The sequence below is a fragment of the Bradyrhizobium sp. genome, assembly GCF_035935975.1.
Taxonomy (GTDB): Bacteria; Pseudomonadota; Alphaproteobacteria; order Rhizobiales; family Xanthobacteraceae; genus Bradyrhizobium.
In genome coordinates this window covers 59,582-84,624 of sequence record NZ_DASYWN010000037.1, presented here as the reverse complement: position 1 = coordinate 84,624, position 25,043 = coordinate 59,582, and the positions used below count along the sequence as shown (strand labels likewise).

At 63.5% G+C, this 25,043-nt stretch carries 19 protein-coding genes; 12 read left to right on the top strand and 7 right to left on the bottom strand.

Features of this window, described 5'->3' with window-relative positions; genetic code table 11:
* Nucleotides 1-4 precede the first annotated feature (4 nt).
* Nucleotides 5-2,332, bottom strand: coding sequence for a type II secretion system secretin GspD (gspD, locus tag VGR99_RS20265; RefSeq protein WP_326900744.1), 2,328 nt, complete (start codon nucleotides 2,330-2,332; stop codon nucleotides 5-7).
* A 345-nt stretch (nucleotides 2,333-2,677) separates the two neighbouring features.
* Between gspD and VGR99_RS20260 the strand changes: the two genes are divergently transcribed.
* The 9 genes from VGR99_RS20260 to gspM are packed head-to-tail and all read left to right on the top strand — an operon-like array spanning nucleotide 2,678 to nucleotide 10,147.
* Complete coding sequence (locus VGR99_RS20260; protein WP_326900743.1) at nucleotides 2,678-4,363, top strand: GspE/PulE family protein; 1,686 nt, start codon at nucleotides 2,678-2,680, stop codon at nucleotides 4,361-4,363.
* Between the two features lie 4 nt (nucleotides 4,364-4,367).
* Nucleotides 4,368-5,585, top strand: coding sequence for a type II secretion system F family protein (locus tag VGR99_RS20255; RefSeq protein WP_326900742.1), 1,218 nt, complete (start codon nucleotides 4,368-4,370; stop codon nucleotides 5,583-5,585).
* 16 nt (nucleotides 5,586-5,601) lie between these two features.
* Entirely contained in the window at nucleotides 5,602-6,072 is a 471-nt protein-coding gene (gspG, locus tag VGR99_RS20250) for a type II secretion system major pseudopilin GspG (RefSeq protein ID WP_326900741.1), read from the top strand.
* On the top strand, nucleotides 6,062-6,523 hold the full coding sequence (locus VGR99_RS20245; protein ID WP_326900740.1) for a prepilin-type N-terminal cleavage/methylation domain-containing protein: 462 nt from the start codon (nucleotides 6,062-6,064) through the stop codon (nucleotides 6,521-6,523). The genes gspG and VGR99_RS20245 overlap by 11 nt, the downstream gene beginning before the upstream one ends.
* On the top strand, nucleotides 6,501-6,905 hold the full coding sequence (locus tag VGR99_RS20240; RefSeq protein ID WP_326900739.1) for a type II secretion system protein: 405 nt from the start codon (nucleotides 6,501-6,503) through the stop codon (nucleotides 6,903-6,905). The genes VGR99_RS20245 and VGR99_RS20240 overlap by 23 nt, the downstream gene beginning before the upstream one ends.
* Entirely contained in the window at nucleotides 6,905-7,585 is a 681-nt protein-coding gene (locus tag VGR99_RS20235; RefSeq protein ID WP_326900738.1) for a PulJ/GspJ family protein, read from the top strand. The genes VGR99_RS20240 and VGR99_RS20235 overlap by 1 nt, the downstream gene beginning before the upstream one ends.
* Complete coding sequence (locus VGR99_RS20230; RefSeq protein ID WP_326900737.1) at nucleotides 7,585-8,532, top strand: type II secretion system protein GspK; 948 nt, start codon at nucleotides 7,585-7,587, stop codon at nucleotides 8,530-8,532. The genes VGR99_RS20235 and VGR99_RS20230 overlap by 1 nt, the downstream gene beginning before the upstream one ends.
* Nucleotides 8,529-9,599 (top strand): PilN domain-containing protein, encoded by a 1,071-nt coding sequence (locus VGR99_RS20225; protein ID WP_326900735.1) that lies wholly within the window; start codon nucleotides 8,529-8,531, stop codon nucleotides 9,597-9,599. Before VGR99_RS20230 ends, VGR99_RS20225 begins: the two co-directional genes overlap by 4 nt.
* Nucleotides 9,596-10,147: a type II secretion system protein GspM gene (gene gspM, locus VGR99_RS20220; protein ID WP_326900734.1), complete on the top strand. Its 552-nt coding sequence runs from the start codon at nucleotides 9,596-9,598 to the stop codon at nucleotides 10,145-10,147. Before VGR99_RS20225 ends, gspM begins: the two co-directional genes overlap by 4 nt.
* A 54-nt stretch (nucleotides 10,148-10,201) precedes the next feature.
* Here gspM and VGR99_RS20215 read toward each other — a convergent pair whose 3' ends face one another.
* Both VGR99_RS20215 and VGR99_RS20210 read right to left on the bottom strand, forming a co-directional pair.
* Nucleotides 10,202-11,464, bottom strand: a complete 1,263-nt coding sequence (locus VGR99_RS20215) for an O-antigen ligase family protein (protein WP_326900733.1) — start codon at nucleotides 11,462-11,464, stop codon at nucleotides 10,202-10,204.
* A 30-nt stretch (nucleotides 11,465-11,494) separates the two neighbouring features.
* Nucleotides 11,495-13,993, bottom strand: coding sequence for a tetratricopeptide repeat protein (locus VGR99_RS20210; protein ID WP_326900732.1), 2,499 nt, complete (start codon nucleotides 13,991-13,993; stop codon nucleotides 11,495-11,497).
* 248 nt (nucleotides 13,994-14,241) lie between these two features.
* Between VGR99_RS20210 and VGR99_RS20205 the strand changes: the two genes are divergently transcribed.
* Nucleotides 14,242-15,588, top strand: coding sequence for a hypothetical protein (locus VGR99_RS20205; protein WP_326900731.1), 1,347 nt, complete (start codon nucleotides 14,242-14,244; stop codon nucleotides 15,586-15,588).
* A 106-nt stretch (nucleotides 15,589-15,694) separates the two neighbouring features.
* Here VGR99_RS20205 and VGR99_RS20200 read toward each other — a convergent pair whose 3' ends face one another.
* From VGR99_RS20200 to asnB, 4 genes are all read right to left on the bottom strand, one after another.
* Nucleotides 15,695-16,933 (bottom strand): acyltransferase, encoded by a 1,239-nt coding sequence (locus VGR99_RS20200; RefSeq protein ID WP_326900730.1) that lies wholly within the window; start codon nucleotides 16,931-16,933, stop codon nucleotides 15,695-15,697.
* Nucleotides 16,934-17,303: 370 nt separating this feature from the next.
* Nucleotides 17,304-18,743 carry a WcaI family glycosyltransferase gene (locus tag VGR99_RS20195; RefSeq protein ID WP_326900729.1) on the bottom strand — a complete coding sequence of 480 codons (1,440 nt, stop codon included), beginning with the start codon at nucleotides 18,741-18,743 and terminating at the stop codon, nucleotides 17,304-17,306.
* 463 nt (nucleotides 18,744-19,206) lie between these two features.
* Entirely contained in the window at nucleotides 19,207-20,373 is a 1,167-nt protein-coding gene (locus VGR99_RS20190; protein ID WP_326900728.1) for a glycosyltransferase, read from the bottom strand.
* Between the two features lie 10 nt (nucleotides 20,374-20,383).
* A complete protein-coding gene (asnB, locus tag VGR99_RS20185; protein ID WP_326900727.1) occupies nucleotides 20,384-22,168 on the bottom strand; it encodes an asparagine synthase (glutamine-hydrolyzing) in 1,785 nt (594 codons plus the stop codon).
* A gap of 341 nt (nucleotides 22,169-22,509) precedes the next feature.
* On the opposite strand from asnB, the gene VGR99_RS20180 reads away from it, so the two are divergent.
* Together VGR99_RS20180 and VGR99_RS20175 are read left to right on the top strand one after the other, a co-directional pair.
* A complete protein-coding gene (locus VGR99_RS20180; RefSeq protein WP_326900726.1) occupies nucleotides 22,510-23,604 on the top strand; it encodes a hypothetical protein in 1,095 nt (364 codons plus the stop codon).
* Nucleotides 23,604-25,037: an MBOAT family O-acyltransferase gene (locus tag VGR99_RS20175; protein WP_326900725.1), complete on the top strand. Its 1,434-nt coding sequence runs from the start codon at nucleotides 23,604-23,606 to the stop codon at nucleotides 25,035-25,037. The genes VGR99_RS20180 and VGR99_RS20175 overlap by 1 nt, the downstream gene beginning before the upstream one ends.
* Nucleotides 25,038-25,043: the final 6 nt, after the last annotated feature.

Below are 25,043 nucleotides of genomic sequence, written 5' to 3'. Positions count from 1 at the left end.
TGGCTTAGCGGTAGGTCGTCGGCGCCGTCTGCTTCGGTCCGATCGCGTTGATCGTGCCGCGCAGCTTGGTTCGCAGCTCTTCGGCGACGAAATGCGCATCAGCGCCGTCGCGGATGATCTGCGGGCGGATGAAGATGATCAGCTCGGTGCGCTTGATCTGCTTGTCGGTCTGGCCGAACACGGTCTCACCGAGGCCGGGGATCTGGTCGAGCCCCGGAATGCCGGCGCGGGATTTGGTTTGGGTGTCGCTGATCAGGCCTGCCAGCAGCACCGTCTGTCCGCTCGCGACCGCGACAGAGCTGCGTACCTTGCGGGTCGACACCGTCGGCGTCAGCGAGTTGGTCGACGTCGAGGAGGAGCTCGACGACGCGTTGCTGACGGGATTGCTGATCTCCTGCTCGACGTCGAGCCTGACATTGCCGTTGGCATTGATCCGCGGCACCACGCGCAGGATGATGCCGGTGCTGCGATAGTCCGTGGTGTTGGCGACCGTGTTGTTGCCGGTCAGCACGGTCGCGCTTCCGGTCTGGATCGGGATCTCGTCGCCGACCTGGAGGGTCGCGACCTGGTTATCGATCACGACGACGGAGGGGTTCGACAGGACCTTGACGTCGGTGATCGCATGCAATGCGTTGAGGACGGCGCGCGGCGTCTGCGCGGATCCGACCAGGAAGTTGAAGCCGGGGATGGCGCGCTGGAGCACGACGTCGGTTGCCGCCGCGGCGACGGACGTTGCGCCGTTGAAGCCGAACGAGCCGGTGTTGGGCTTGAGGCCGACATCGCGGCTCATGATGTAGGACTGGATGCCGTATTGGAGATCGTCGGTCAGCGTCACCTCGGCGATCGTGGCGTCGATGGCGACCTGGAGCTGCGGCTGGTCGATCTCCTTGATGGTCTGCTCGATGATCCGATACTGCTCCTGGCTCGCATAGATCAGCAGCGTGTTGTTGACGCTGTCGGCGGTGATGCGGACGCCGTCGAGAACGTTGCCGGGACCTGCGCCACCGCGGCCTGAATTCTGCCCCGTCGCGGAGCTGTCGAACAAGCTGCCGCCGCCTTGCGAAGCGGACGATGAGCCGTAGGTGGCCTGATTGCCTGAGGAGGCGTCGGCGGCACTGGCGCTTGCGGCGCGACCACTCGAATTCGAGCCGAAGCCGCCGGTCGCTTGATTGGGCCCGGCCGACAAGCGGCTGAGCGCGGAGCCGCCGCTCGAGCTTGCGGCGAGGCCCGATCCGGGGGCGACCTGTCCGCCCGGGCTGTCGAGCGGAGAGGTGGATGAACCAGCGCTGCCGCCGGCGCCGAAGACGTCGTTGAGCACGCGCGCGATCTGCCGGGCGTCGCCGAATTTCACGCGATAGACGTGAACCGCGGAGCGGCCGGTGTTGGTGGTATCGAGGCGGCGGATCCAGGTCTCGACACGGTTCAGCAGCTCCGGCTTCCGCGTCACCGCGAGCACCGCGTTCATTCGGGCAATCGACTGGAATTTGATCAGGTTCTGCGTCATCCCGCCTTCGCCGGAATCGACGATCTTCTCCAGCTCGACGATGATCGGTCCTGGATTGCTGTTCTGCACCGGAAAGATGCCGACCGACTGTCCCTTCAAAAAGTCAGCGTCGAAGCTCAGCACGAGATCGACCGCATTGCGACGTTCGCTGCCGGAGCCCTGGATCAGGATCAGGTTGCGGCTGGTGTCGGCGCGGATCATGCCCTGCCGGGTCGCAAAGCTGTCGACCAGCTTGAGGACGGTCTGTGCCGAGACGTATTGCAGCGGCACGACCGTCACGCCGTAGCCCGGCGTCATGCGGTCGGAGGCATCGGCAGCGCCGACGCCGACAGCGTCGCCCTGTGGCATCAGCCGGTAGCCGGTATCGTCGCGCACCAGCGCGACGCCGCCGATCCGCAGCGCGTTTTCGAGCGCGAATACGACGTCCGATTTGGGGATCGGACGCCCCGAGGAGAGGCTGATGTTGCCCTGGACGCGGGGGTCGATGACATAGCCGACGCCGAGGATGTCGCCGAGCACGATCTTGGCGACGGATGCGATCGGAGAGTTGTCGAAATTGAGCTCGAACCGGTCGGCGCTCACGGTCGCCTGTTGCGAGGAGGTGGCCGTTGGCGCGTCCTCGCTGGCAACCGCGGCGTAGATCGCGGTCTTGGCGCGGGGACCGGTCGAGAGCTCGCGCTGCGGCAACTGGTTCGGATAGCGCGGCAAAAGATCGACGGAGCGCACCTTGTCGAAGACATCCGGATCCTTGGTGTCGGCATCCGCAATGCCGCTCACCGTGTTGCACGACCCGAGCAGCACGCAGATGACAGCGCATTGGACAACCAAGCCGATTCGGAATGCTGCTCGGCTCACTGTCGACCTCACTCACGCGCCGCCCGCGGTTGTCCCCGTCGAGGCGGGGCGGGCCGAACGGGGTCTGCATAATCCTCTCACATGACAGTCGTGTGTTATGAATGTTGTTCGTCGTGCAGCGGTTGTGTGATTGAATGTTATGTCGTTGTGCCGCGATGGAAATTGTCGGTGAATATCAACGCAGTATTTCGCGACCGCGCTGCGGATGATACGGGGACGATATTGCGTTGATCGTCGCGTCACATTTCCAATTGGAAAAGTAAGGTAAACGGCCCGCTCGCCGCTCTGCGGCCACCAGAGTGACTGCGGTACACGTTCATGGCTTCCCCGAATGCGCACGAGTTCGCAGCTCGTTTCAGCCAGAAGGCCGACTTGAAAGCGGATGCCGAAAAGCTCGGCAGGCTGAACGGGTCGGGCCCCACTGAGGGCGGTTTGCGCAAGCTGTGGGAGATGAGCGAATTGTCGGCGAGCGAATTCGCCGACGAAGTCGCGCTGTTCTTCGAGCTTCCGCGCGTCACGCTTCAGGAGATGATGGCGGCGGAATCCAGGGTGCCGCAGTTCTCACGCAGGTTCCTGCGCGAGATGGCCGTGTTTCCGTGCCATCCGGCCGGCGGACCGCCGACACTGGTGCTGGCCGACCCGACGGACCGTGCGTCCATCCAGGCGGCGGCGATCGTGATGGGAACGGCGCCCCTCATTAAAGTGGCGTCATTCGAGGACATCGCCACCGCGCTCGATCAGCGGCTCGGCGAAGAGGAGAACGCCACCACAGAGGCCGCCGCCAGCGCGACCGTACATGATGACGACATCGACAATCTGCGCGACCTCGCGAGCGGCGCGCCGGTCGTCCGCGCCGTCAACGACATGTTCGAAACCGCCGTCGAGCTGCGCGCGAGCGACATCCATATCGAACCGGGACGTACCTCGCTGGTGATACGGATGCGCGTCGACGGGCTGTTGCGCAACGTCGCGACACCGAACGGCATTCCGCCGCAGGCTGTCATTTCCCGCATCAAGATCCTGGCGGGCCTCAATATCGCCGAACGCCGCCTGCCGCAGGACGGTGGCGCGCGGGTCCGGGCTGCGCGCTCGGAGATCGACGTGCGTGTCGCGATCATGCCGACGCAGTATGGCGAGTCCGCCGTCATCCGCCTGTTGCCACGCGACCGGGCGTTGCTATCGGTCGACAAGCTGGGCTTCCTGGCCGCCGACCAGAGCAAGTTGCGGCGCATGCTGGCCTTGCCACATGGTATGGTCATCGTCACCGGTCCGACCGGTAGCGGCAAGACCACGACGCTTGCGACCGTGCTGTCGCTGCTCAACGAGCCGACCCGGAAGATCCTGACCATCGAGGATCCCGTCGAATATGAAATCCCCGGCGTTTCCCAGTCCCAGGCCAAGCCCTCGATCGGCCTGACGTTTGCGACCGCGTTGCGTTCCTTCGTGCGTCAGGACCCTGATGTCATCATGGTCGGCGAGGTCCGCGACTCCGAGACCGCGCATGTCGCCATCCATGCCGCGCTCACCGGCCATCTCGTGCTGACAACGCTGCACACCGAGACGGCGGCGGCGGCCGTGCCGCGGCTGCTCGACCTCGGCGTCGAGGCGTTCCTGCTACGCTCGACCTTGCGCGCGGTGATCGCGCAGCGCCTGGTGCGCCAGCTCTGTGACCGCTGCAAGAGCAGCCGGCCGCTGACCCACGCCGACGTCGAGGCCGATCCGCGTTACACCGCGGTCGGTCTTTCCGTCGGCAATGTCATCTTCGAACCCGTCGGCTGCGAGCGCTGCGGCAATGTCGGGTATCGCGGCCGTATCGGCGTGTTCGAGGTGCTGGAGATGAACGAGGACGTCCGCGCGCTGGTCGAGGAGAAGTCCGACTGGGAATCCATCGACAAGGTCGCCATCCGCAACGGCATGACGACGATGATCGAGGACGGCCTCGCCAAATGCCTGTCGGGCATGACTTCGGCGGCGGAGATCCTGCGCGTGACCACCGTGCGGTGACGAGATGCCGAACTTCCGCTATCGCGCGCTGACGCAAAAGGGTGAGGTGGTCTCCGGATCGATCACGGCGGCCAACCTCGCCGAAGTGGCTCAGCGCATCGAATATCTCGGCCTGGTCGCGATCGATGCCGGCCCCGAGGAGGAAGCCAAGGGCTGGTCGCTGTCGCTGGCCTCGCTGACGCTGTCGAAGCCCGGGCCGGCCGATGTCACCATCTTCACCCGCGACCTTGCGCTGCTCTTGAAGGCGGGTGCCCGGCTCAACGACGCGCTCGAGCTGCTGGCCAATGACATGGATGTCGGCCGGCTGCGCCCGGTGATCAATAACATCAAGACAGCGATCCTGTCCGGCGAGAGCTTTGCGGAAGCCCTCGGGCGCGAGCCGACACTGTTTCCGCCCATGTATGTCGCGCTGGTCAAGGTTGGCGAGATGTCGGGCGGGCTCGACCATATCCTGGAGACGATCGGGATCGAACGGACGCGGGCCGAAGCTCTGCGCCGCAAGGTGACCGGTGCCTTGCAGTATCCGGCCTTCGTGCTGCTGGCGGCCGGCGGAGTGCTGATCTTCTTCGTGACATTCGTGCTGCCGCAGTTCTCGGCGGTGCTGCGCGACTTCAACGCGAAGACCGACCCGGTCATCGAGGTCTTCTTGACGCTTTCCGATATTCTGCGCGGCCATGGCTTCGAGGTCGGCGCCGTGGTCGCCAGCGCCGTCATCGGCGGCTGGCTGGCCTGGCGCAGGCCGGCTGTTCGCGCCGGCATCGTGACGCAGATCGCGCGGCTGCCTGTGATCTCGACCGTGGTCGAATTCCATCGCGCCGCGCTGTTCTCGCGCAATCTCGGCATCCTGCTCGGCAGCGGCGTGACGCTGACGGCGACGCTGCGCATCCTGATCGACATCATGACCGCGACCGGTAACGTGTCGGCCTGGGCGGCGATGGCCGATCGCGTGCGCCACGGCGGCAGGCTTGCGGAGGCGCTTGCCGCTTCGGCCGTGCTGCCGCCGGTCGCAGTGCGGATGCTGCGGCTGGGCGAGGAGACCGGGCAGTTGCCGACCCTGTCGGGCCGGGTCGCCGAGTTCTACGAGGAGAAGTTGCAGCGGCAGCTCGATCGCGTCGTGGCCATCATCGGGCCTGCCGCGATCATCCTCATCAGCGTGGTGGTCGGCGGTCTGATCGTGTCGGTCATGACGGCGCTGTTGTCAGTGACGCAAGTTGTCGGTTGAGAAGGGGAGGGTCCGCATGATCGGCTTTTTGGGGAAGGCGCTGTTCCCTCCGCCGAGGCGGTGCAGCCGGCGGCGCGGCGAGGAAGGCTTTACGCTGGTCGAAATGCTGGTCGTCATTACCATCATAGGCATGATCATGGCGCTGGTCGGCCCGCGGGTGCTCAACTATCTCAGCGAGTCTCGCGTCAAGGCGGCAAAGATCCAGATCCAGAGTTTCAGCAGCGCGCTCGACCTGTTCTACCTGGACGCCGGCCGCTTCCCGACCAACTCGGAAGGATTGGGTGCGCTCGCCCGTCCGACCAGCGGCGTGGCGTCCTGGAATGGCCCTTATCTGAAGGGCGGCAATGTACCCAACGACCCATGGGGCAACCCCTATGTCTACAAGCAACCCGCAGAACGCGCGCCGTACGAAATCCGCTCGCTCGGCTCCGACGGACAGGAAGGCGGAACGGGAACATCGGCCGATCTCGTCTCCGGTGCGAACTGACACGGGCGAGGCCGGCTTCACGCTGCTCGAAATGGTCTGTGTGCTCGCTATCGTTGCGATGCTCGCTGCCGTGCTGCTGCCGCGCTTTCCATCGGACACGTCGCGGCCGCGGCTGGAGGCTTATGCGATCGAGGTCGCCGCTTTACTCAAGGCCGACCGCAATGCCGCGTTGTCGCGCTACGGCGCGGTGAGCGCCGTGGTGGACGCACGGGCGCGTACCGTGAGGTCGGGATCGGGGCCCTGGATCATCCAGGTACCACAGGACGTGGTGTTCGACGCGCTGTTGCCGCAACGCTGCAACGGAAGGCCGGCGCTCTCGACCATCAGTTTCTTTGCGAGCGGCATGTCATGCGGCGGCACCATCCGCCTGACTCGGCTCGGCAATGCCGTCGAGGTGCGTGTGAACTGGCTGACGGGAGGCGTGGACATTGTCGCGCAGGAAGTCCTCTAGCCGTCGCCGCGAAGCCGGCTTCACCATGATCGAGGTCGTCGTGGCGCTCGCGCTGGTGACGATCGTGCTGGCTGCGATCGGAACCCTGGTTGCGACCAATTCGCGCGGCGCCTGGAAACTCGAGCAGCATGCCGCCCTCGCCAATGCCGCACGCGTCGTCGTCTCGACGCTGCCGAGCGCGGGCGCGCCGATGCCGGACGATCTACGCGGGCGGGTCGCCGGCCATCGCTGGCAGATGCGCGTAACGCCGTTCCTCGACGAGGTCGTGGTCGTGCCGCAGTCGCGGTTCATCCCGCAGCGCGTCGAATTGCGTGTGCAGGCGCCGGGCGGAGCGATGGTGTCGTTCGAGACGATACGTTTGCAGAGCAGGGGCGGGAGCTGATGACCCTCGTCAGGCAATGGCGCGCCGAGGATGGTTTTACGCTGTTCGAAGCCCTGGTCGCGCTTGCGCTGATGGGATTGATCATGGGTGCGCTGGCCTCGGTCACCGCGCAATGGCTGCCGAGCTGGAATCGCGGCATCATCCGCGCCCAGCGCAACGAGCAGGTCGCGGTCGCGCTCGACCGGCTCACGGCCGATCTGTCGGCGGCCGACCACGTGACGCGGTCCGACAATCTGCCGCTGTTTCGCGGCTCGGAAAACGGCGTGATGTTCGTCCGCTCCGTGCTCGGCCCGAACGGCCGGCCGGGACTGGAGATCGTTCGGATCTCGGAGATCAACGACAGAGGCAGCCCTGTGCTGGTGCGCATGCGTGCGCCTTTCGTCCTGCTTCAGCCAGGTGATCCCAGGACCGATCAGATCCCGTTCGCCGATCCTGTCGTGCTGCTGCGGATGCCCTATCGGATCAACTTCGCCTATGCCGGCCTCGATGGCAAATGGGGAAGCCGCTGGCTCGAGACCGGCGAACTGCCCACCTCGGTCCGCTTCGATATCCGGGACGTCGAGCGAGAAAAGGTGATTTCGAGCGCGGCGCGGATCCATGTCGAGATGGGTGTGCCGCGGCCGGATCCGTCGACCGAGCAGGAAGCGACGCAGACGCCGCCCAGCAACGGGCCGACGTGATGAACAATCCGGCCTCGCGACTGAAACGCAAGCTGGCGGCGCAGGACGGTTTCATCGTCGTCGCCACCCTGTGGCTGCTTGCGGGATTAGCCGCACTTGCGACCGTCGCTTCGGTCTATATCGCGCAATCGGCCAATGCGCTTTCGGCGCTGGATGCAGCGACGCAGTGGGAGATGCTGAGCTCGGCCGGCGTCGAGCTTGCCGCCTACCAATTGTCGGCGCCGGCGACGGTGCGACGTCCGACCCATGGCGGGTTCGGCTTTCGTCTGGCCGGCGCTTCGGTGCGCGTCGAATATATGTCGGAGGCGGCACGCATCAATCTCAACATGGCGCCGCGTTCGATGATCGCGGGCCTGTTCAGGGTGCTCGGCGCGCCGGCCGAAGCCGCGGATGATTACGCTGCGCGCGTCATCGCCTGGCGGCGCACGCCGCGATCGGGCGGACAGGATACGGAGCTGGCAGCCTATCATGCGGCGGGCCTTGCTTACGTGCCGCGCCAGGCGCCGTTCAGCAGCGCCGATGAGCTGTGGCTGGTGCTTGGCCTTCCGGCCACGCTGGTCGAGCGCGCCATGCCTTTCGTCACCGTATTCAGCGGCATGACCGAGGTCAACGTGCTCGATGCCGCGCCGGAGGTGGTCGCGGCCTTGCCGGACATGAGCCAGGCCAAGCTCGACGCCTTCCTCAATCAGCGTGCGGACCTGCCGCCGGACAATCCCGAGTTCGTCATCGGAGTGCTTGGCGGACGGCAGCCGGGCGCCACGATATCTGCGAGCAATGCCTACCGGGTGCGCATGCGGATCACGCTGGCGGACGGCCGGCAGCGGATGCCGGAGGCGGTGATCCAGATTCCGGGGCCGGGCGAGAAGGAGGCCTTCCGCGTGCTGGCATGGACGGACGAGGTCGATCCCGAACGGGGCGGGCGGCCGAAGCCGCGGGAGGGCAGATGAGTATTCCCAGTCAGATCGCCGCCGCGCTGTCGCTGTGGATCGATAGCGTTGCGCGTACGGTGAGCTCGCGACTCGAGCGCGCGCGCGGCGCCCGGCAGATCGCGATCTGCGAGGACGAGGAGGGTGCTTTGACGCTGCGTCTGGCTTCGAAGACGAGCAAGGATACCGATCTGCCGTGCTGCCGCATCAGCATCGTCGACGGCGCGATCAGCGAGCCGCTGTCGCCGGAATGGTCCGCGGCGATGAAAGGTTCGGTGGTCGATTTCGCGCTGCAATCATCGCGCTTCGTGTTTCGCCCGCTGGAGCTACCGGGACGCGCGGTCGAATTCCTCGACGGAATTATTCGCGCCCAGATCGATCGACTGACGCCCTGGAGCCCGGCAGAGGCGGTGTTCCACTGGACGCCGCCGCAGGCGATCGCCGATGATCATGTGGAGTTGACTGTGGTGGCGACGGCGCGCGCGGCCGTGACGTCGCTGTCGCAGGCTCTGCTCGATGCAGGGGCCGCTGCGGTCGATATATCGACAGCCGCGCCCGGGATGGAGCGGATCGCCGTCTATCACCAGCGGGTCGGCGGACAGACAGGCTCAAGCCGGCTTCGCCTTGCGTTGATCGCGGTGCTGGCGACCACCGGCGTGCTGGCGATGCTATCGGTCGGCTTCGGCGGCATCGTGACCAGTTCCTACGATACCGAGCAGCAGCAGATCCAGCGCCGGATCGCCGAGCGCCGCGCGACTGCCCGCGGCAGCCAAGGCGGCCCCGGTAGTTCCGCGCTCGAACTTTTGGCGCGCCGCAAGCAGACGATGCCGTCGGCCGTGATGGTGCTGGAGGAGCTGTCCGGCATCCTGCCCGACCACACCTATGCGACCGAGCTCAGGATCGAGGGTAACAAGCTCCAGATCACTGGTCTCACCCTCGACGCGCCGTCGCTGATCCAGATCCTGGAGCAGTCGCCGCATTTCGCCAGCGCCGGCTTCTTTGCACCGACCACGCGGGCCGCCAACGAGCCCGGCGAGCGCTTCCACATCGAGACCAGGATCAAGCCGCAATTCGGGTCAGGCACATGATCAGCATGCAGAAGTTCGAGGGATATCTTACCCGCTTCCCGATCGCCGCGGTCGCGGCCTATGTCGCGCTGGTGGTGCTGTTCGCATTCACCACGGTGCAGACCGTGATCGAGATTCTGGGCAGCCGCGACGCGGCGGCGACCAGCGCGGAGATTCTCCAGACGCTGGAAGCCCGGCGCCCTGCGCAGCGCTCAGCCGCCCGCAGCGACGTGAGCGCGCCGACGGGCTCGGCATTCCTCGAAGGACAGACGGTCTCGGTCGCGAGCGCCATGCTGCTGCAGCGGGTGCTCGCGGCGACCAAGCGGGTGAACGGCAACACGCTGTCGTCGCAGGTCGATGTCCAGGGGCCGCTCGCCAAATCCGGTTTCGTTTCGGCGACGTTCAACATCGAGCTCGCCTCCGCCTCGCTTCAGCCGCTGCTCTATGATCTCGAGGCCGGCATGCCCTTCCTCTTCATCGACGAGCTCGTGGTGCAGCCCGCCACGGGCAGCGCCGACAAGATGCGCCTCGTCCTGGGCATCTCGGCGCAGCGACAGAACGCGAAGTGAACGACGCGACCTCGGGCGGAGAGGCATCAGCTCGCGATCGCGGCGCGCGGGCACTCAAGCGGTTGCTGCGCGACCGGATCCCGGCTTCATTTCAGGTCTGAACAGCAGCAACAGGAACAAGACACCGAACGCGTCGCCGAGGCTGAACAATTGTGGTTGGAAGAACGCCCCAAACGCCAGGGCGACCAACCCGCCCAGGCGTGCACTGGCAAATCGGCGTTGCTGCCGGTCCTTCCCCGTTGATCCTGCCGCCTCGGCGCCTGCAGCGGCAATGACGCAGCCGACGAAGAGGATTATCAATCCGCCTCCGACGACTCCGAATTCGACCAGAGTCTTCAAATAGCCGTTGTGCCCGGATTCAAACGCTGTCGCGCGCTTGAACCCGATGCCGAACGGATGATCCGTGATCGTCGCCAGGGCGGCAGACCAGTATTCGTCCCTTCCCGTGAATCCCGAAGACAGATCTCGGCTTGGATCGTCGAGCGCGAGAATGCTGGTGATCTGCGGCCAAAGAAATATGCAGAACAGCAAACCAACCATCGCCGCCACCACCTTCCACGGGCGCAGGGGATTGAAGGTCAGGTCATGCACGACGAAAGCGGAAATGCAGCCGATCAGGGCGTAGCGCGAGCTCACCATTGCGGCCATCGAGAAGCACATGATCCTGACGACGATACCGATTTTCCCTGTGTGGAATTGCGACATAATGAAGCCTGCGAGCAACGGCGCGGCAAAAAGATTGGGCTGAATACCCCCGACGTTGCGGCCCTCCGGCAATCCCAGGACGGCCAGCGCGGAGACGCCGAACAGACAGAATATGATGGATGCCACGTTCATGCAGGTTTCGATGTCGTCCGATGGCAGCGTCCACAAGACAGACAGCGACAAGGCAGTCAGCATGAGCAGGAAGGTGTAAAAAATTCCAACAAACGTCGCCGCTTCGTCATCGTGCAACTGCAGGGCAGCAGACAGGTAGATGATGCCAATGATCGCCACTTGCGCAAGGCTTAATCGACCCAGGCTGGAGAGTGCCCGCGACGCGCGCATCAAGCACATGGTCGCCATGAACTGCCCGATTCCGGTAATCTGGCCGATCAGAACCAAGCCGCCCAAGGCGAACGCAGTCGGAGCGTCCGCGAAGTCTGCGTTGAGATCGATCATCGGGAAGCTAAGAAGGCCGCACCACACCCAGAAAGAAACGAGTATTGCAATCGTCGGAGCGCTGCGGGCGCGGAAAAGTACGGCAACGCCGGAGGTCGCTCGACGCTTGCTCGCGTTGGTCGTCGCGTGGCCGACGAAAGATCCTGGTAGGTTCAAGGAAGTCGTCCCTCTTGCGGGGTGCTCTCGTCAGACCGTCGGTCCCGGCAGGCGGACATGCTCCGGTGGGGATCCCGCCAGATGCCGCTCCATCATGGTGATGTATGCCGTCTCCAGATGACGGGTGTATTGCCTCGTGTCGTACAAGGGCGTCGTCAGCCGATTGCGAGCCAGCTTCGCTCTTAGCGTCGCCAATCTGGCAGGATCGTTCGCCAGTTCGATCGCCAATCGTTCGTAGGCGGCCGGCGTCGTCATGATCAGTTCGGGGAGGCGGATTGCGTTCAGCAAGCTCGCACCGACACGAGACGCGAATGTTTCGCCGAGGCAGGTCACGACCGGAAGTCCGCTCCAGAGCGCATCGCTCGCGGTCGTATGAGCGCCGTACGGAAGCGTATCGAGGAAAAGGTCCGCGCAGCGATGCCGCGCCAGGTGCGCAGGGTTTGGGAGCCGACGAGCGAAAACCAGACGACGCGGCGCGACGCCTCTTGCTTGCGCCTCCCGACGGAGATTGTCCACAGCCGTTGGATTGTCCTCGAACAGCCACAACACGCTGTTCTCCACCGCGGCGACGATCCGCATCCAGGATGAGAAGACGTCCGGTGTGATCTTGTAGTTGTCGTTGAAGCAGCAGAAGACGAAAGCGTCATCCGGCAGCCCGTGCTCGACGCGGGCGGGCGTCACGTCCGCGATTGCACGGTTGCGATCGTTTGCCTGATAGCTATCTGGAAGCCAGACGATTTTCTCCGCGTAGCAATCGAAATCGTGCTCGGGAATGACGGTTCGGTCCGCGATGATGTAGTCGATGAAGCCGGCGCCGATGGTACCGGGAAAACCGAGATAGTTGATCTGGATCGGGGCGGGACGCATGGCGAAGATGCCGGTGCGCGAGTCCTGGGTATATCCTTTCAAATCGACGAGGATGTCGACTTCCAGTGCTCTGACAAGCGCGGCGATTTGGGCGTCACCTTGCGGTTTGGCGTCGACGAAGCGCTCGAACGCGGCTTCGATCCGCCGGCGCATGTCCGAGCCGTCGTTTGGGCCGACCGAGATTGCGGTGACTTCAAAGCGCGTCCTGTCGTGATGTTCGAAGACGCCCGCCATCAGCTGTGAGGTCGCGTGCTGATGAAAATCGGCCGAGAGATAGCCAACGCGGATACGGTCGTGATCGTAGCGCTCGCCGCGCCAGACCGGCGCGCTATCGAGTCGAAAGTTGTTCTCGACCCATGACTGCGCGCATCGGAGCTGGTCGGTGGCTGCGGAAGGAATCGCGACGAACATGAACGGTGCGACGAGGCTCCCGCTTCGGACCGACGACCTTACGAATGCGCAACCAGTCTCGAAGCCGGTCCAATCGCAGCGATGCAATTTGATGCGCAAACAGGCGGCGACCACAGCAGATTGATTCGGATTGAGGTCGAGAGCCCTGTTCCAGGCGTCCAACGCGTCGTCGTAGCTTTTCTCGAGATAGGCGACCTGGCCCTTCGCCAGCCAGGCGTTCGTCAGGTTGGGATTCAGGATGATGGCGCGGTCGAGAGCCGCCGATGCATCGTGATGACGGCCGAGGGACAGAAACAAGGTCCCGCGGCCGAGCCAGGCCTCGGCGAAGGCGGCATCCGCGGCGATGGCGCGATCGAACGCGGCTTCCGCATCCTGCTGACGTCCCGATCGAAGGAGAATATTGCCATGCCCGGACCACGCCGACGCGAGGTGCGGCCCGATGGCGAGTGCACGGTCGTAGGCTGCCGCGGCGTCCCCGAGGCGGCCAAGATCGAGGAGTGCGTTGCCTCGGCCAACCCATGCCTCCGGAAGATCGGGTTGCAGCTTCAATGCATGGTCGGCGGCGGCCAAAGCTTCGCCGCGCCGGCCCAATTGGATCAGGGCATAGCAGCGGCCGAGCGCTGCTGCCGCCAGATCTGGCCGCAACGCGAGGGCATTATCGTAGGACGAGAGCGCCTCGCCGTAACGGCAGGTCGTGAAATGGATCGTGCCCTTGTCGAGATGAGCCTCCGCGAGCCGCGGGTTCAGTTGGAGGGCTTGGTCGTAGGACGCGAGTGCCGGCTCATATTGCCGCGACTTCGCCAGCGCCGAACCGAGCATGAAGTGGGCCGGGAAATGTCGGGGGTGGTGGGTCAACAGGCGTGTCAGCTGTTCGATCGCCTCCGAATAGCGGCCCATTGCCAAAAGCCCGGCTGCGCTTCCGTGCAGAAGTCCCAGGCTTGCCGGCGCGAATTGCAGTCCGTGTTGGCACAGCCGGATCAACTCGTGGTGCTCGCCGGCCCGATGCAGGACAGCCGCGTAGTTCTCAATGAACTCCACGTTGACCGGCTTCGACTGCAGCGACCGTGTCATCAGCGATTTTGCGCGGTCAATATTTCCCACCGCGGCCTCGGCTACGCCCAGGAAATGTACGGCCTGAAGATTATTGGGATTGGCGTCGATGATGCGTTGATACAGTTTGGCGGCAGCGGTGATATCCCCCTTGTTATGCAGGGACAGCGCCTGATCCAATACCCGTCGCTCGTCACGCATCGTTCAAGCCGCACACTGTCTCTCAGGTCCGATGGCCGGGAGGTACTCCCGCTCTGCTCGACCCGACCTCACTCCTTACGTTCCGAATTGCACAGGACTGTGACATCGCGGGCGTTAGCGGCCAGCCGCATGATAATCTGCGGGCCGTCGTTCGAACCAACGAGACCCGCCGCTCGATGGTGTGTCAATCCATGTAACATTGGTCTATATCGAGACGTCAGGTAACGACGCTCGTTCTCGGAAACACCATGCTTGAAACAAGTGCCGCGAGCTCCGACGCTTCGGATCGAACGCGGAGCCCTGCGGCACCGCGAGACGGGCTCGCACGAACGCGTATCGTCGGTCGGCTGAGAGCCGTCCGTGGCCAATGGAAGCAGATTGCCAATATCGGTTTGCTGGTTGCCGGGCTCGGCCTTGGTCAGGGGGCGATATTCATTGTCCAGACGATACTCGTGGCCGCGGGCGAGTACGAGCTTCTAGCCGCATTCGGCATGCATTATTCTTTCGCTATTCTGGGCATCATCCTGGTTGATGCCGGTGCGAGTACGACACTCGCCCGCGCCGTCGCCGGCTTACCGGCCGGTCGTGAGGCACGCGGTGATGTATGGCGGATGTTCTGCGAGACGAGCGCGATAAGGATTGTGGTAGCCTCGATCATCGGTGCCGCCGCTGCCGTGTATGTCTGGGATCTCTCGTCCGAGGAGTTTTCGCGGTGGTACGTCACCCTTGCGCTTCCCGGATTGTTGCTGTGGGCGGTCAACGGCGTGGGTCTGCTCGACGGTCTGAGACTTAGTGGCATCAGCGGGATCACGGGATCGGCAGCCTACGTGGTCACGGCAGCCGGCCTTGCCCTGGCAGCCCACAAGTCGGCCGCGGCAGCCGGCGCGATCCTCGGCGGGGCCTTTTCCATCGGCTATCTCGTGACGTTGATCGCGCAATGGACGACGCTGGCCGGCAAGGGCTGGTACCCGCGGTTCCACAAGCTCACGCGTGCGGGTTTGACGAGGGCACTGACGGACGGCTGTGCCCTGTCTTTCCAGATCTTGCCGGGGCAGGCCAACATGCGCGTTCAGTTGGTGTTGAGCACGGTCTATCTTGGCGCCGAGACGACCGCTCTGTTCGTGTATGCCAAGCAGATCGTGACGGCAGCTACCCAGATCGTAGGGTTCGTCCTGCGGGTGGAGTTCCCAAACCTCGTGGAGAAACTGGCGGCAGCCGGAAAGCAGAAACTCGGCAGTATGCTCGGCGTCCAGAGAATGGCGCTCTATTGCGCGACGATGTTTGCGGTCGCAGCTGTCGTTGCTGCCGGCATCGCCGCGGAGATGCCGGATTTCGGCTTGCATCGGGCTGCGTTGGTCATCGCGGTCTTCGCGCCGACGATCATCACGATGTCGTTGCTGCTGATGATGATGCAAGCTCTGGCTGCGACGGGAGCCTATGGGCTCGCCGCGTGGGCTCTTGCGGTCGGCTCGGCGGCGGGAATGCTGGCCAGTTACATGCTGGTCTCGATACTTGGTGTCTATGCTTTCGTGGCAGGAGAGGTCGTATTGAATCTGGTCGGGCTCTATGTCGGATATCTCTATCTGCGCCGCTAAGGGACGATGGAAGGTGAAGGTCCGTCAACGCCGAACCCGAAGCCGCCGTATCGCCCAGTCCTGTCTTCCGCGTGTTGGGAATTGCCGCGTCAGTACCAGAGCGTTGTCAACCCAGGTCCGCCGGTTTCGGCACCATCGCGATGGGCGCCGTTGGGACGGGCTTGGCTGCGGGCCCCCATGGCAGTCGGAATGAGATGGGCCTCAGGAAATTCTCCGCAGCAGCCACGATGACCCTCTTCCTTGCCAGCACCTTCGATTCGACGAGGTGCCAGGACAGCGCCGCGAACACCATGCTGAGCGCATAGGCCATGACAAAGCTCAGCAGCCAGTTCTTGTTCCCCGGAAAGAGATAGACGAGGAGTTGCTGTATCGGCAGTCCATACAGGTACACTCCGTAGGAGTAGTCGCCGGTCCGATTGACGAATGTCTCCTGGAAGTTGGACAGTCCGACGAAGATCGTGGCGTAGGCGATCGGGATCATCGCCAGATATTGCAACGCGCCGCCCCAGAGCAGGACATAGGAAAGCACGACCGAAAGCGCGAACAGGTCAGCTCGCAGCGGAACCTTGTCCTTGAGCTCGAACATGGACACGCCGGTCAAGAACGCGAGGACGAGAGTCTCGATCTGCACTCTCCCATCACCTGCGGACCAGTCTGCCGGCGCGTGAATTCCCAAGGCCTGCATTCCCAGCAGGCAGGCAAACGTCGCCACGGTGATGATCGGAACGGCAAGGCGGAAGTGCGCCAGTTGCAGGACGAGCACGGTAGCGAGGATTGCGTAGCAGTACATCTCCGCCGGAATGGTCCAGAGCTGCAGGTTCACGACTCGCGGCACGGGGTTGTTAAGAAAGACGCCAGGCAGATAATATTGGATATCGCCGATGATATTGAGAGGATATGCCTGAAACAGAGGGTCGCTGAAATACGCGGCCAAAGGCAAGCTGGTCACGAGAGGACCGAGGACGAGCATTGCGAGAAGCGACTCGACGCAAAGCGCCGGGAAGATACGGAGAGCTCTCAGCAAGAGAAAGCCGGCTGTCGTCTTTGAACGATGCAGGCTTCCTGCGACAAGGAATCCGCTCAGGGCGAAGAAAGCCGGCACGACCGCCCAGATAATGGGCTGGTAGACCGGTGGCTGGGCCACGGAAACCGCACCGATGCGGACCGTCGAGTCGGCCAGCGACTTGAAGGTCTGGACATCGGCGCCCAGCGTGAACGTTTTGCTGTGGATGAAGAGGACGGCCGTAGAGAGAAATATCCTGAGGTAGTCGAAGCCCGTTGAATGCCCCTCAACGAACTCCATCCGAGCGGAGATTCTTTCCCCTTTTGGCAGCGCGGAAGCCATCAGCGCAGGCCCCTTCGCGCTCTCATGACGAGTATCACCTACTTTGCTCCCTGTCGGATCACACGCTACGATATGTTAGATATGGGATTTTATATCCATGTGACATCTTCGGTCCAAGCGGCAACCAGGGCTATCGACCTGTCGCAGTTGACCGCTCTTTGCGCGGTAACGAAGGACCAGACTTGCGAACCATGGCTGACAACGCCAGCGAACGCCCACATGACGGGCTGCGAAAAGAGGTGTGATACTCCTGGTCACAATCCGTCCGCGAGGCGAGGGACCGTACGTGGTTGATCGTGGTTCGGCCGCCCGCTTTCTGCTGTTGATGAGCGCATCACAAATCGGTTCACCGTGCGAAGACCCGTCCAGTTTACTTTTGATCAGAGCCGACGCCCCTGACCTGTGGGCGCAGGGCTTCTCTCGAGGGTCGCCAGCCCGACGTCTCTGGCCGGCGGCGGCTGCCCGTCGTGACATGTTCGATCGAGCGAACCGGCGCCGCCGATGGCGCCGTGTGCGGCACAGGTGTGGCGGCTGGTTGCGGAAGGGATGCGAATTCGCGTTCGAGCGAACGGATAATCGAGATGCGATCCCATTTCTGTTCGGCGCGTGAGCGCGCGACGGCACCGAGGCGACCCCGCAGGGCTTCGTCTTCGGCCAGCGTCGTGATGGCCGCGGCAAGGGCGTCGGCGTCGCCCGGGGCGATGACGAGGCCTGCGCCTTCGACCTCGGCGGCAATTCCCGTACCGGGCTCGGTCATGGCGACGAGCGGTCGGCCGGATGCGAGCATGCCGGCGAGCTTGGACGGCAGAACCAGGTCGGATATCTCGGCCTTTTGCGGCAACAGCTGAATGTCGGCGGTGTTGAGCAGTTCCGAGACTCGATCAAGCGGCTGGAGATCGAGGAAGTGCACGTTGTGCAGGCCGGCAGCCATTTGAACCAATGCCGGTTTGACAGGACCGTTTCCGCAGAGAACGAATTTCACGGAGGGCTGGCTCTCGGCCAAGGCTGCGGCGGCTTCGATGACCAGCTCCAGCCCCTGCTTGTTCGACATCGCTCCCGAGTAGAGCGCCACGATGTCGGTTGGCGCCAGCCGCAGTTCCGAGCGGAGCTGCGTTTGATTGCTTCCCGGCACGACCACGCTCGTATCGATCCAGTTCCGGAACTCACGTAACCTGGCGGGCACGATGCCCTTGTGCTCGAGGCGGCGTACCATTTGTGTTGAGATGGTCGACACGCGGTCAAATGCACGCAATATCCATCGTTCGACCGTACGCATCAGCTTGCGCGTGACGCCGCTGCGGAGCAGCCCGACCTCGAAGGCTGCGTCTACTTCGAGGTCCTGAACATGGACCCAGGAGGATGCGCCGGTCATCCTGGCGGCCAATGCCGCCATGGGGGCGGAAAGCAGGGATGGCGCCACGACGAAGATGATATCGGGACGCCACCAGAACGCGCTCGACAGCAAGGGGGCGGCTGCCGAAAACAGGAAGGAGGCATGGTGAAGCAGCCGCTTGAGACCCGTGGGCCGGCTTGGCACGTAGATCGGCGCCCGGATGACGTCCACATCGTTCAGACGTTGATAGCGATACCATACCGAACGAGACTCCGGTGGGATGCTCCAGTCGGGGTAATAGGGTGGGGCGGTGACCACGCGAACCTCGTGGCCCCAGCTGGCGAGACTCTCGCAGAGTTCGGTGTTGTATTTTGCCACGCCGATCAGATCGGGAGCATAATTTATCCCTATCACCAACACCCGCATGACCGTCCTCATTTTTCGGTCGAAGCGAAAGGCTTCGACCGGTCGCGACAAATCCCGGCCCGCCGAGCCGGTTATGGGATCGGTCGTGGCGCCTGCAGGCCGGAGCGTGTCTTGGGGTGAAGCCGAGTCCGGGACGATCCTGGGCAGAATCGACCTCAGGGCGCGCCCTCCTGCATATTGTTATGTCTGATATCATTCAGTATGTGACGTTATCGCAATAACGATACGACAAATAACGGAGGCGGGGGCGGGCGATCCCCGAGAATTGAATCGGTCGGTGCAACATACGGAAATCAGAGGCCCGGCTCCGCGTGTGCGGCAATCCGAGATCAGGCCAGGGTGCGCATCGCGGCAGCAGGGCGGGGCGTCGCAGGTGGTTGCGAGGCAGCGCTACCACTGTCAGTTACGACATGCCGGCGATGTGGGGCACGCGTTCCAGACATGCTGCGGCGGCCACCGGCGACTTCAGACGTCGATCCGGTCGTCTCAGCTGCGTCAGACTCGAGGTCTGGGTTCACGGACGCGGAGAGGCCTGCACCGCGCGCACGACATCGATTAACGCCGTCGCCATGCGGTCGATACTGAATCGATCCGCGAACAAGTCGTGTGTTCGTCGGCCCATGGCTGCCCGGCTTTCCGAAGACATGGCCAGCCATGCACGCAGGTTGTTGAGCGTTCCCGCCAGCGAATCGTCGGCCACAAGACCGGCACCGGCAGCCTCAACCTCGCGCCATATATTGACCTTGTCAGAAACCAACACGGGCAGGCCACAACCCAGGGCCTCGGCGACCGAGATGCCGAAATTCTCCTGATGGGAGGGCAGCACGAAGGTCTCGCTGCTGTAGAATGCGCCCCATTTGGCGTCGCCCTGCAGCATGCCCGGCCATGTGATGCGATCGGACATACCCAAGGCCCGGGCCCTGGCTTTGAGCTGGCTGACCCAGCCGGTCTGATCCGGTCCGGCCATCAGCAGGTGCAGGCGAGGTTCCTCGGCCGCCACGCGGGCGAACGCTTCGACAAGCAGATCGCACCCCTTCTTGGCGTGCAGCCGCCCGAGAAAGAGCAACACCCGCTTGCCACGCAACTCGGGATGGGCGGCAAGGAAGGCCTCTCGCAGCGAGGGCGCGTCCTGCGGCGGCAACCGTGTGCCGTAGGACACCACGACCTCGCGCGCCCGGTAAGGCCAAAACGAGCGGCGCGCGAGCAACCGCTCATCCTCGCTCGTGAACAGCACGGCCGCAGCGTCGCGCAGAACCCGGTATTCGGCCCATGGCCAGTAGAGACATTTCTTCAGGTGCTTGAGGGGATAGTTCCACCTGAACCACGGATCAAGCATCCCGTGCGTGAACACGACGTAGGGCTGCCTCAATTCGCGCATCGCCTGCCAGACGGCAAAGCTGTGGTATTGCCAGATACCGTTCACAATGACCGCGTCATAGCCACCGGCGTGGGCACGCAGCCACGGCTGGAGCGACGTCGAGAAACGGTAATTGCCGCGCGGCGGTCCGAGCGCATGTACAGGTAACGGAAAGGATGCCAGGTGAGGTGCCTTGGGATCGTCCAGACAGGCGACTTCGACCTGGTGGCCCATCTCCAGCAGTCGCAACCCACGCTGGCGCACGCCCTCGATGGGGCCGCCGCTGCTGGGGTTCGCGGACGAAATCACGTGCAGCAGCTTCACTGGCGTGTCCTCATGCTGCGGCAAAATGTCGATACAGCGTCATCGCCCAGTCGCGATGCCGCGTGACGCCGCTGCTTGCACCCGGATTGAGCCACTGATGGATCGGCACCGCAAAGCCGGTCTTGGGCCGGTTCAGCACGCCTTCCGGCAGTTCGGGCGCGACGCGCCTGACGATGGTGCGCTTTTCGCTGTTCGCGTCGAATTCCGGAAGCTCCACGAAGTCTTGCAGCAGTTGCAGATCGACCAGGGGCACACGGATCTCGAGCGAATGCGCCATGCCCGCCCAGTCGGCATCGCGCAGCAACTGGTTGCGCATGTACCACTGCATCTCGAGAGCGGACACCGCCAGTCGGTCGCTCTCCAGTCCGTCAGTGCTGGCATCGAGGCGATTCATGGTCGCGAGCTCCTCCAGGCCGTGTTTGGCCATGGCCGGGTCCATCAACTGTGCGAGCTCCCACGGCATGTGGAGTGCTCGCCGCAACAGATATGCCCCCGACAGGCTGTGGCCGTATTCGGCGAGTCCCGCATATTTGGGCGACGGCAGCGCCGAAGCGAAGGGCTGGGCCAGACGCCGCAGCAGCAGCCCGGTTCGTTCGCCGACCGGTGCGCGCCGCATCAGTCTCACCAGGCGCGGTACCTGCCGGAAGCTCGGGTAGGAGCCGAACAGCTCGTCGCCGCCGAGCCCCGAGATCGCCACCTTCAGGCCCTGGGCGGCTGCAGCCTTGGAGACGAACCAGACGTTAATGCCGTCAATCGATGGCTGATCCATCGCGTCGATCAAATGCTGTCGGTCGCGCTCGAAGTCGCGAGCCGAAATCCGGTGCAGCGCATGTTTCGCGTGGAGCAGGCCCGCGACTTCGTCGGCCAGTCCGGCCTCGTCATTGGGACCGTCGGTATATTCGTTGAAGCCCAGGGTCAGCGTGCGCAACTCGCCGGCACTGGCCGCACAGGCCGCGAGCATGGTTGAATCCAACCCCGCGGACAGAAAGACGCCGACAGGTACGTCCGCCACCATGTGCGCGGCGACGCTGTCCTTGATCGCTGCGGCGATCTGATCGAGCGCGTCGTCGGTGCGGGCGCCGGCGGCCGTGGGCAGGCGACCCAACGCATCCACGATGCTTGCGAAGCGAACCGGCCGGCCGGCGCGCTCGGCGCTGAACCGCTGCCAATGCCCGGCCGGCAGCGCGCGGATGCCGCGGTACAGGGTGTATGGCTCGGGTACCGACCCCCACAGCAGGAAGCCGGCGTGGCCAGCCGGTTCGGGCCTTCGGTCCACCGGGGCTTGCAGCAACGGCTTGACCTGGGACGCGAAGCGAACGGTGGCGCCATCGTCCGCCACGTACAGCGGCTTGATGCCGAACGGGTCCCGGGCCAGCAGCAACTCGCGCCGACGCGCGTCCCACAGTGCGAAGGCATACATGCCGCGAAGCTCGGAGAACATCTCTTCGCCGCGCTGGGCGTAGAGTTTGAGCAACACTTCTGTGTCCGATTGCGTTCGCGTCGCAACGCCGTCGCGGTTCAGCCGGGCGCGCAACTGCTGGTGATTGTAGATCTCGCCGTTGAAGCAGATCCAGTTGCCGGTTTCGGGGTCCAGCATGGGCTGCGCGCCGCCTTCGCTCAGATCGATGATGGCCAGGCGACGATGTCCGAAACCGACGCGCCCGTCGCCGGCAATCCACAGGCCGTCGCCATCCGGACCGCGCGCGGCCATCGCATCACGCACGCGCAGCAGCTCGACCTTGTCGATGGGGGGCGCCTCGGCACGGTATGCGAAGGCACCAGTAATTCCACACATGGTTCAGCTGCCTGGTCCGGAGTCGATTTGATCTTCGTCGCAAATGACGTGACACCAATGTCTAACCGTGGGTCCGCGGCCGGCTTATCTACTCAATGTTATTATCTTCCGCAATGCGTCGCACGGCACCGATCGCCGCGCTCCCGATATCGTCAAACTGTAATGTTTGTTTGATAGATGTCGCTCGACACATAACATAATGATTACAGGGTCGCATGTTCTACGTTCCCGATCGTGCCACGACAGCGCACGCGCGCTTGCGGTTCGGGGAGGACGTTTGGCTCGTCACCATCGTCGGCCGCCAATCGTCCCAATGCTCTGTCCCGTGAGTTCCGTCGGATATGTACAAGCCTCGCGGGCACCAACTCTCTGATCGGATTTCACTTGCTTCAGAGATATCGGAACGAGCTGCAGCCACGGTCCGCTCGCCCCTGCCATCTCCCGAGGCCGCATCGGTTGTGAATGCAGAGGAGCCGGCCGCGGTCGCCGCTCCGTGGCTTAAATCCGTCGTCATCTTCGGGCTGTTGTTTGGCGTCGTCTGGCTTTCGCTGTACACCGCCTACGCCATGCTGCCCTTTATCAGGCCGGGCTCGGTCGTGATTGCGTACGCAAAACTGGATACCCTTGTGAAGGGCCAGATGTTCGGTCCGCAAGACCGCAATCGCGTGATGATCTTCGGCAATAGCAAGCTTCTCTCCGCGTTGCGTCCGCCTGACCTCGATGCAGCGATCGGATCCGGTTTCCGATCGTATAACCTGGGGCTACCCGGCGAAGTTCACTTTCTGCCCATTCTGGAAGCCGCATTGGAAGCCGGCAACATCCCCTCGCACGTGCTGTTGACGATCCCTTGGGACGACAAGAGCGAATCCGACGCGCTTGCTGATATCCTGCGCAACGATAACGCGCTGGCAAGCACGCTGTTTCCGTTTCGTAATTTGCCCCGCGAGGCAGCGCTGTTCGCGTTTCAAAATCTGGATCGACTGTCGGACGCCCGTCGCGACGTGGAGGATCAGCGCGCAGCAATGCTCCACGATCGCGGCTGGTACTTCATCAAGTCGCAGAGCCATTACCAGCACGATCGGCTTCCCGACAACTACGCCCTGCCGACCGATCATCCCACACGTGCCGAGCCGCGGCTGATAGCTGAAAGGTCTCAGTCCCGTGACCGCCTCGAACGGCTGGCGAGGCAGCATGGCTTCCAGGTCCTCATTGTTCCGGGCTTCTTTCGCGCCGGCGAGGCTGCTCCGCCGCCGGCCGCTGACAATGCCAGGTTGGCGGTGATCTCGGACCGGCCCCTCATTCGGGTGTTGGGGCCGGACTATTTCATCTATCCGCCAGCACTCTTTGCCGATCCGCAACACATGAATCCGGCCGGGGCGCACGCCTACACAGCCGATCTCGCCAAATTGTTGAAGGCCAGCGGAGCGTTCGACTGATGCTCTTCAACTCCTTCGAGTTTCTGGCCTTCTTCGTAACGTTCCTGGTGGTGTTCTTCTCGTTGCCGGGGCGAACCCAGCCGCTGGTGCTGCTCGTCGCCAGCTATATATTCTACATGAGCTGGCGCCCTTCGTTCGGGCTCTTGCTCGGATTGACGACGGTTGTGGATTATACGACCGCACTCATGATGGCGCGGGCCCGGACGGAGGGCGGACGCAAAGCTGCGCTGATCATCGCCCTGGCGATCAACCTGGGCATACTCGGAACGGTCAAATATCTGGACTTTCTGATTTCGAACGTGCTCGGCGCGATCGGGCTGTTCGGTTATGAGGTGCCGGATTACGCCCTTGGCCTGGTGCTTCCGTTGGGTATTTCGTTCTACACGTTTCAGTCGGTCGGCTATACGCTCGATGTGTACCATCGCAGGGTTGCGGCGGAACGCGACTTCATCACCTACGCCCAGTATGTGAGCTTCTTTCCGCAACTGATCGCCGGTCCGATCGAGCGTGCTGCACACATGTTGCCGCAGTTTCGGATCACGCATCGACCTGCCTACCGGAATGTCTCGGCCGGCCTGTTGCTCGCCGGCTACGGCCTGTTCAAGAAGATGTGCATCGCCGATGTGGTGGCGCCGGTGGTGAGCGGAGTCTACGCCAATCCGGCGCAGTATTCCGGCAGTTATCAACTGCTCGCGGCGGTGCTTTTCGCGCTCCAGATCTACTGCGACTTTTCGGGCTACTCGGACATTGCGCGTGGCGTGGCACGCATCATGGGTTTCGATCTCATGATCAATTTCGGGCAACCCTACTTCGCCACCAGCCTGAACGAGTTCTGGCGCCGTTGGCACATCTCCTTGTCAACCTGGTTCCGCGATTACCTGTTCATTCCGCTCGGGGGAAGCCGCGGCGGCGAAGGCTCCACCGCGCGCAATCTCATCATCGTATTCGCGGTCAGTGGTATTTGGCACGGTGCAGCCTGGAATTTTGTCGCTTGGGGCACGCTGCATGGGGTCTGCCTGGTCGTCGAGCGGGCCTTTGTCAGACTTGCGAAACCGGAAGCGTGGCTCGGTGCGACGGCTCAGCGGCTGCTTGGTTGGGCGTGGATGTTTGCCGTCGTGCTCGTGGGATGGATCTTCTTCCGCTCAACGAGTGTCGCCAACGCGATCATCACCCTGCGGAGCCTGAGCGACTTCGGTCCCATTTCCTATTTCACGCTGAAGATGCTCAATCTGGCGAGCGGGGAGCTGGTGATGCTCGCCGTCTCGCTCGCGTTGCTGTTCGTGATCGACTTCCACCTGTCGTTTCGGCCGCAGCGACTTCGTGAACTGTGGGAGGTGCGCTGGCTGCCAACGACTGCCGGTGTCGCGCTGACATATTACATCGTGCTGTTCGGCATTTTTGGTCATGCCGAATTCATCTACTTCCAATTCTGAGCCCGG

Coding starts and splice junctions, on each gene's coding strand:
- VGR99_RS20260 (WP_326900743.1), top strand. CDS start 2,678: ATGGCTTCCCCGAATGCGCACGAGTTCGCAGCTCGTTTCAGCCAGAAG.
- VGR99_RS20255 (WP_326900742.1), top strand. CDS start 4,368: ATGCCGAACTTCCGCTATCGCGCGCTGACGCAAAAGGGTGAGGTGGTC.
- gspG (WP_326900741.1), top strand. CDS start 5,602: ATGATCGGCTTTTTGGGGAAGGCGCTGTTCCCTCCGCCGAGGCGGTGC.
- VGR99_RS20235 (WP_326900738.1), top strand. CDS start 6,905: ATGACCCTCGTCAGGCAATGGCGCGCCGAGGATGGTTTTACGCTGTTC.
- VGR99_RS20230 (WP_326900737.1), top strand. CDS start 7,585: ATGAACAATCCGGCCTCGCGACTGAAACGCAAGCTGGCGGCGCAGGAC.
- VGR99_RS20225 (WP_326900735.1), top strand. CDS start 8,529: ATGAGTATTCCCAGTCAGATCGCCGCCGCGCTGTCGCTGTGGATCGAT.
- gspM (WP_326900734.1), top strand. CDS start 9,596: ATGATCAGCATGCAGAAGTTCGAGGGATATCTTACCCGCTTCCCGATC.
- VGR99_RS20210 (WP_326900732.1), bottom strand. CDS start 13,993: ATGCGTGACGAGCGACGGGTATTGGATCAGGCGCTGTCCCTGCATAAC.
- VGR99_RS20205 (WP_326900731.1), top strand. CDS start 14,242: ATGCTTGAAACAAGTGCCGCGAGCTCCGACGCTTCGGATCGAACGCGG.
- VGR99_RS20200 (WP_326900730.1), bottom strand. CDS start 16,933: ATGGCTTCCGCGCTGCCAAAAGGGGAAAGAATCTCCGCTCGGATGGAG.
- asnB (WP_326900727.1), bottom strand. CDS start 22,168: ATGTGTGGAATTACTGGTGCCTTCGCATACCGTGCCGAGGCGCCCCCC.
- VGR99_RS20180 (WP_326900726.1), top strand. CDS start 22,510: ATGTACAAGCCTCGCGGGCACCAACTCTCTGATCGGATTTCACTTGCT.
- VGR99_RS20175 (WP_326900725.1), top strand. CDS start 23,604: ATGCTCTTCAACTCCTTCGAGTTTCTGGCCTTCTTCGTAACGTTCCTG.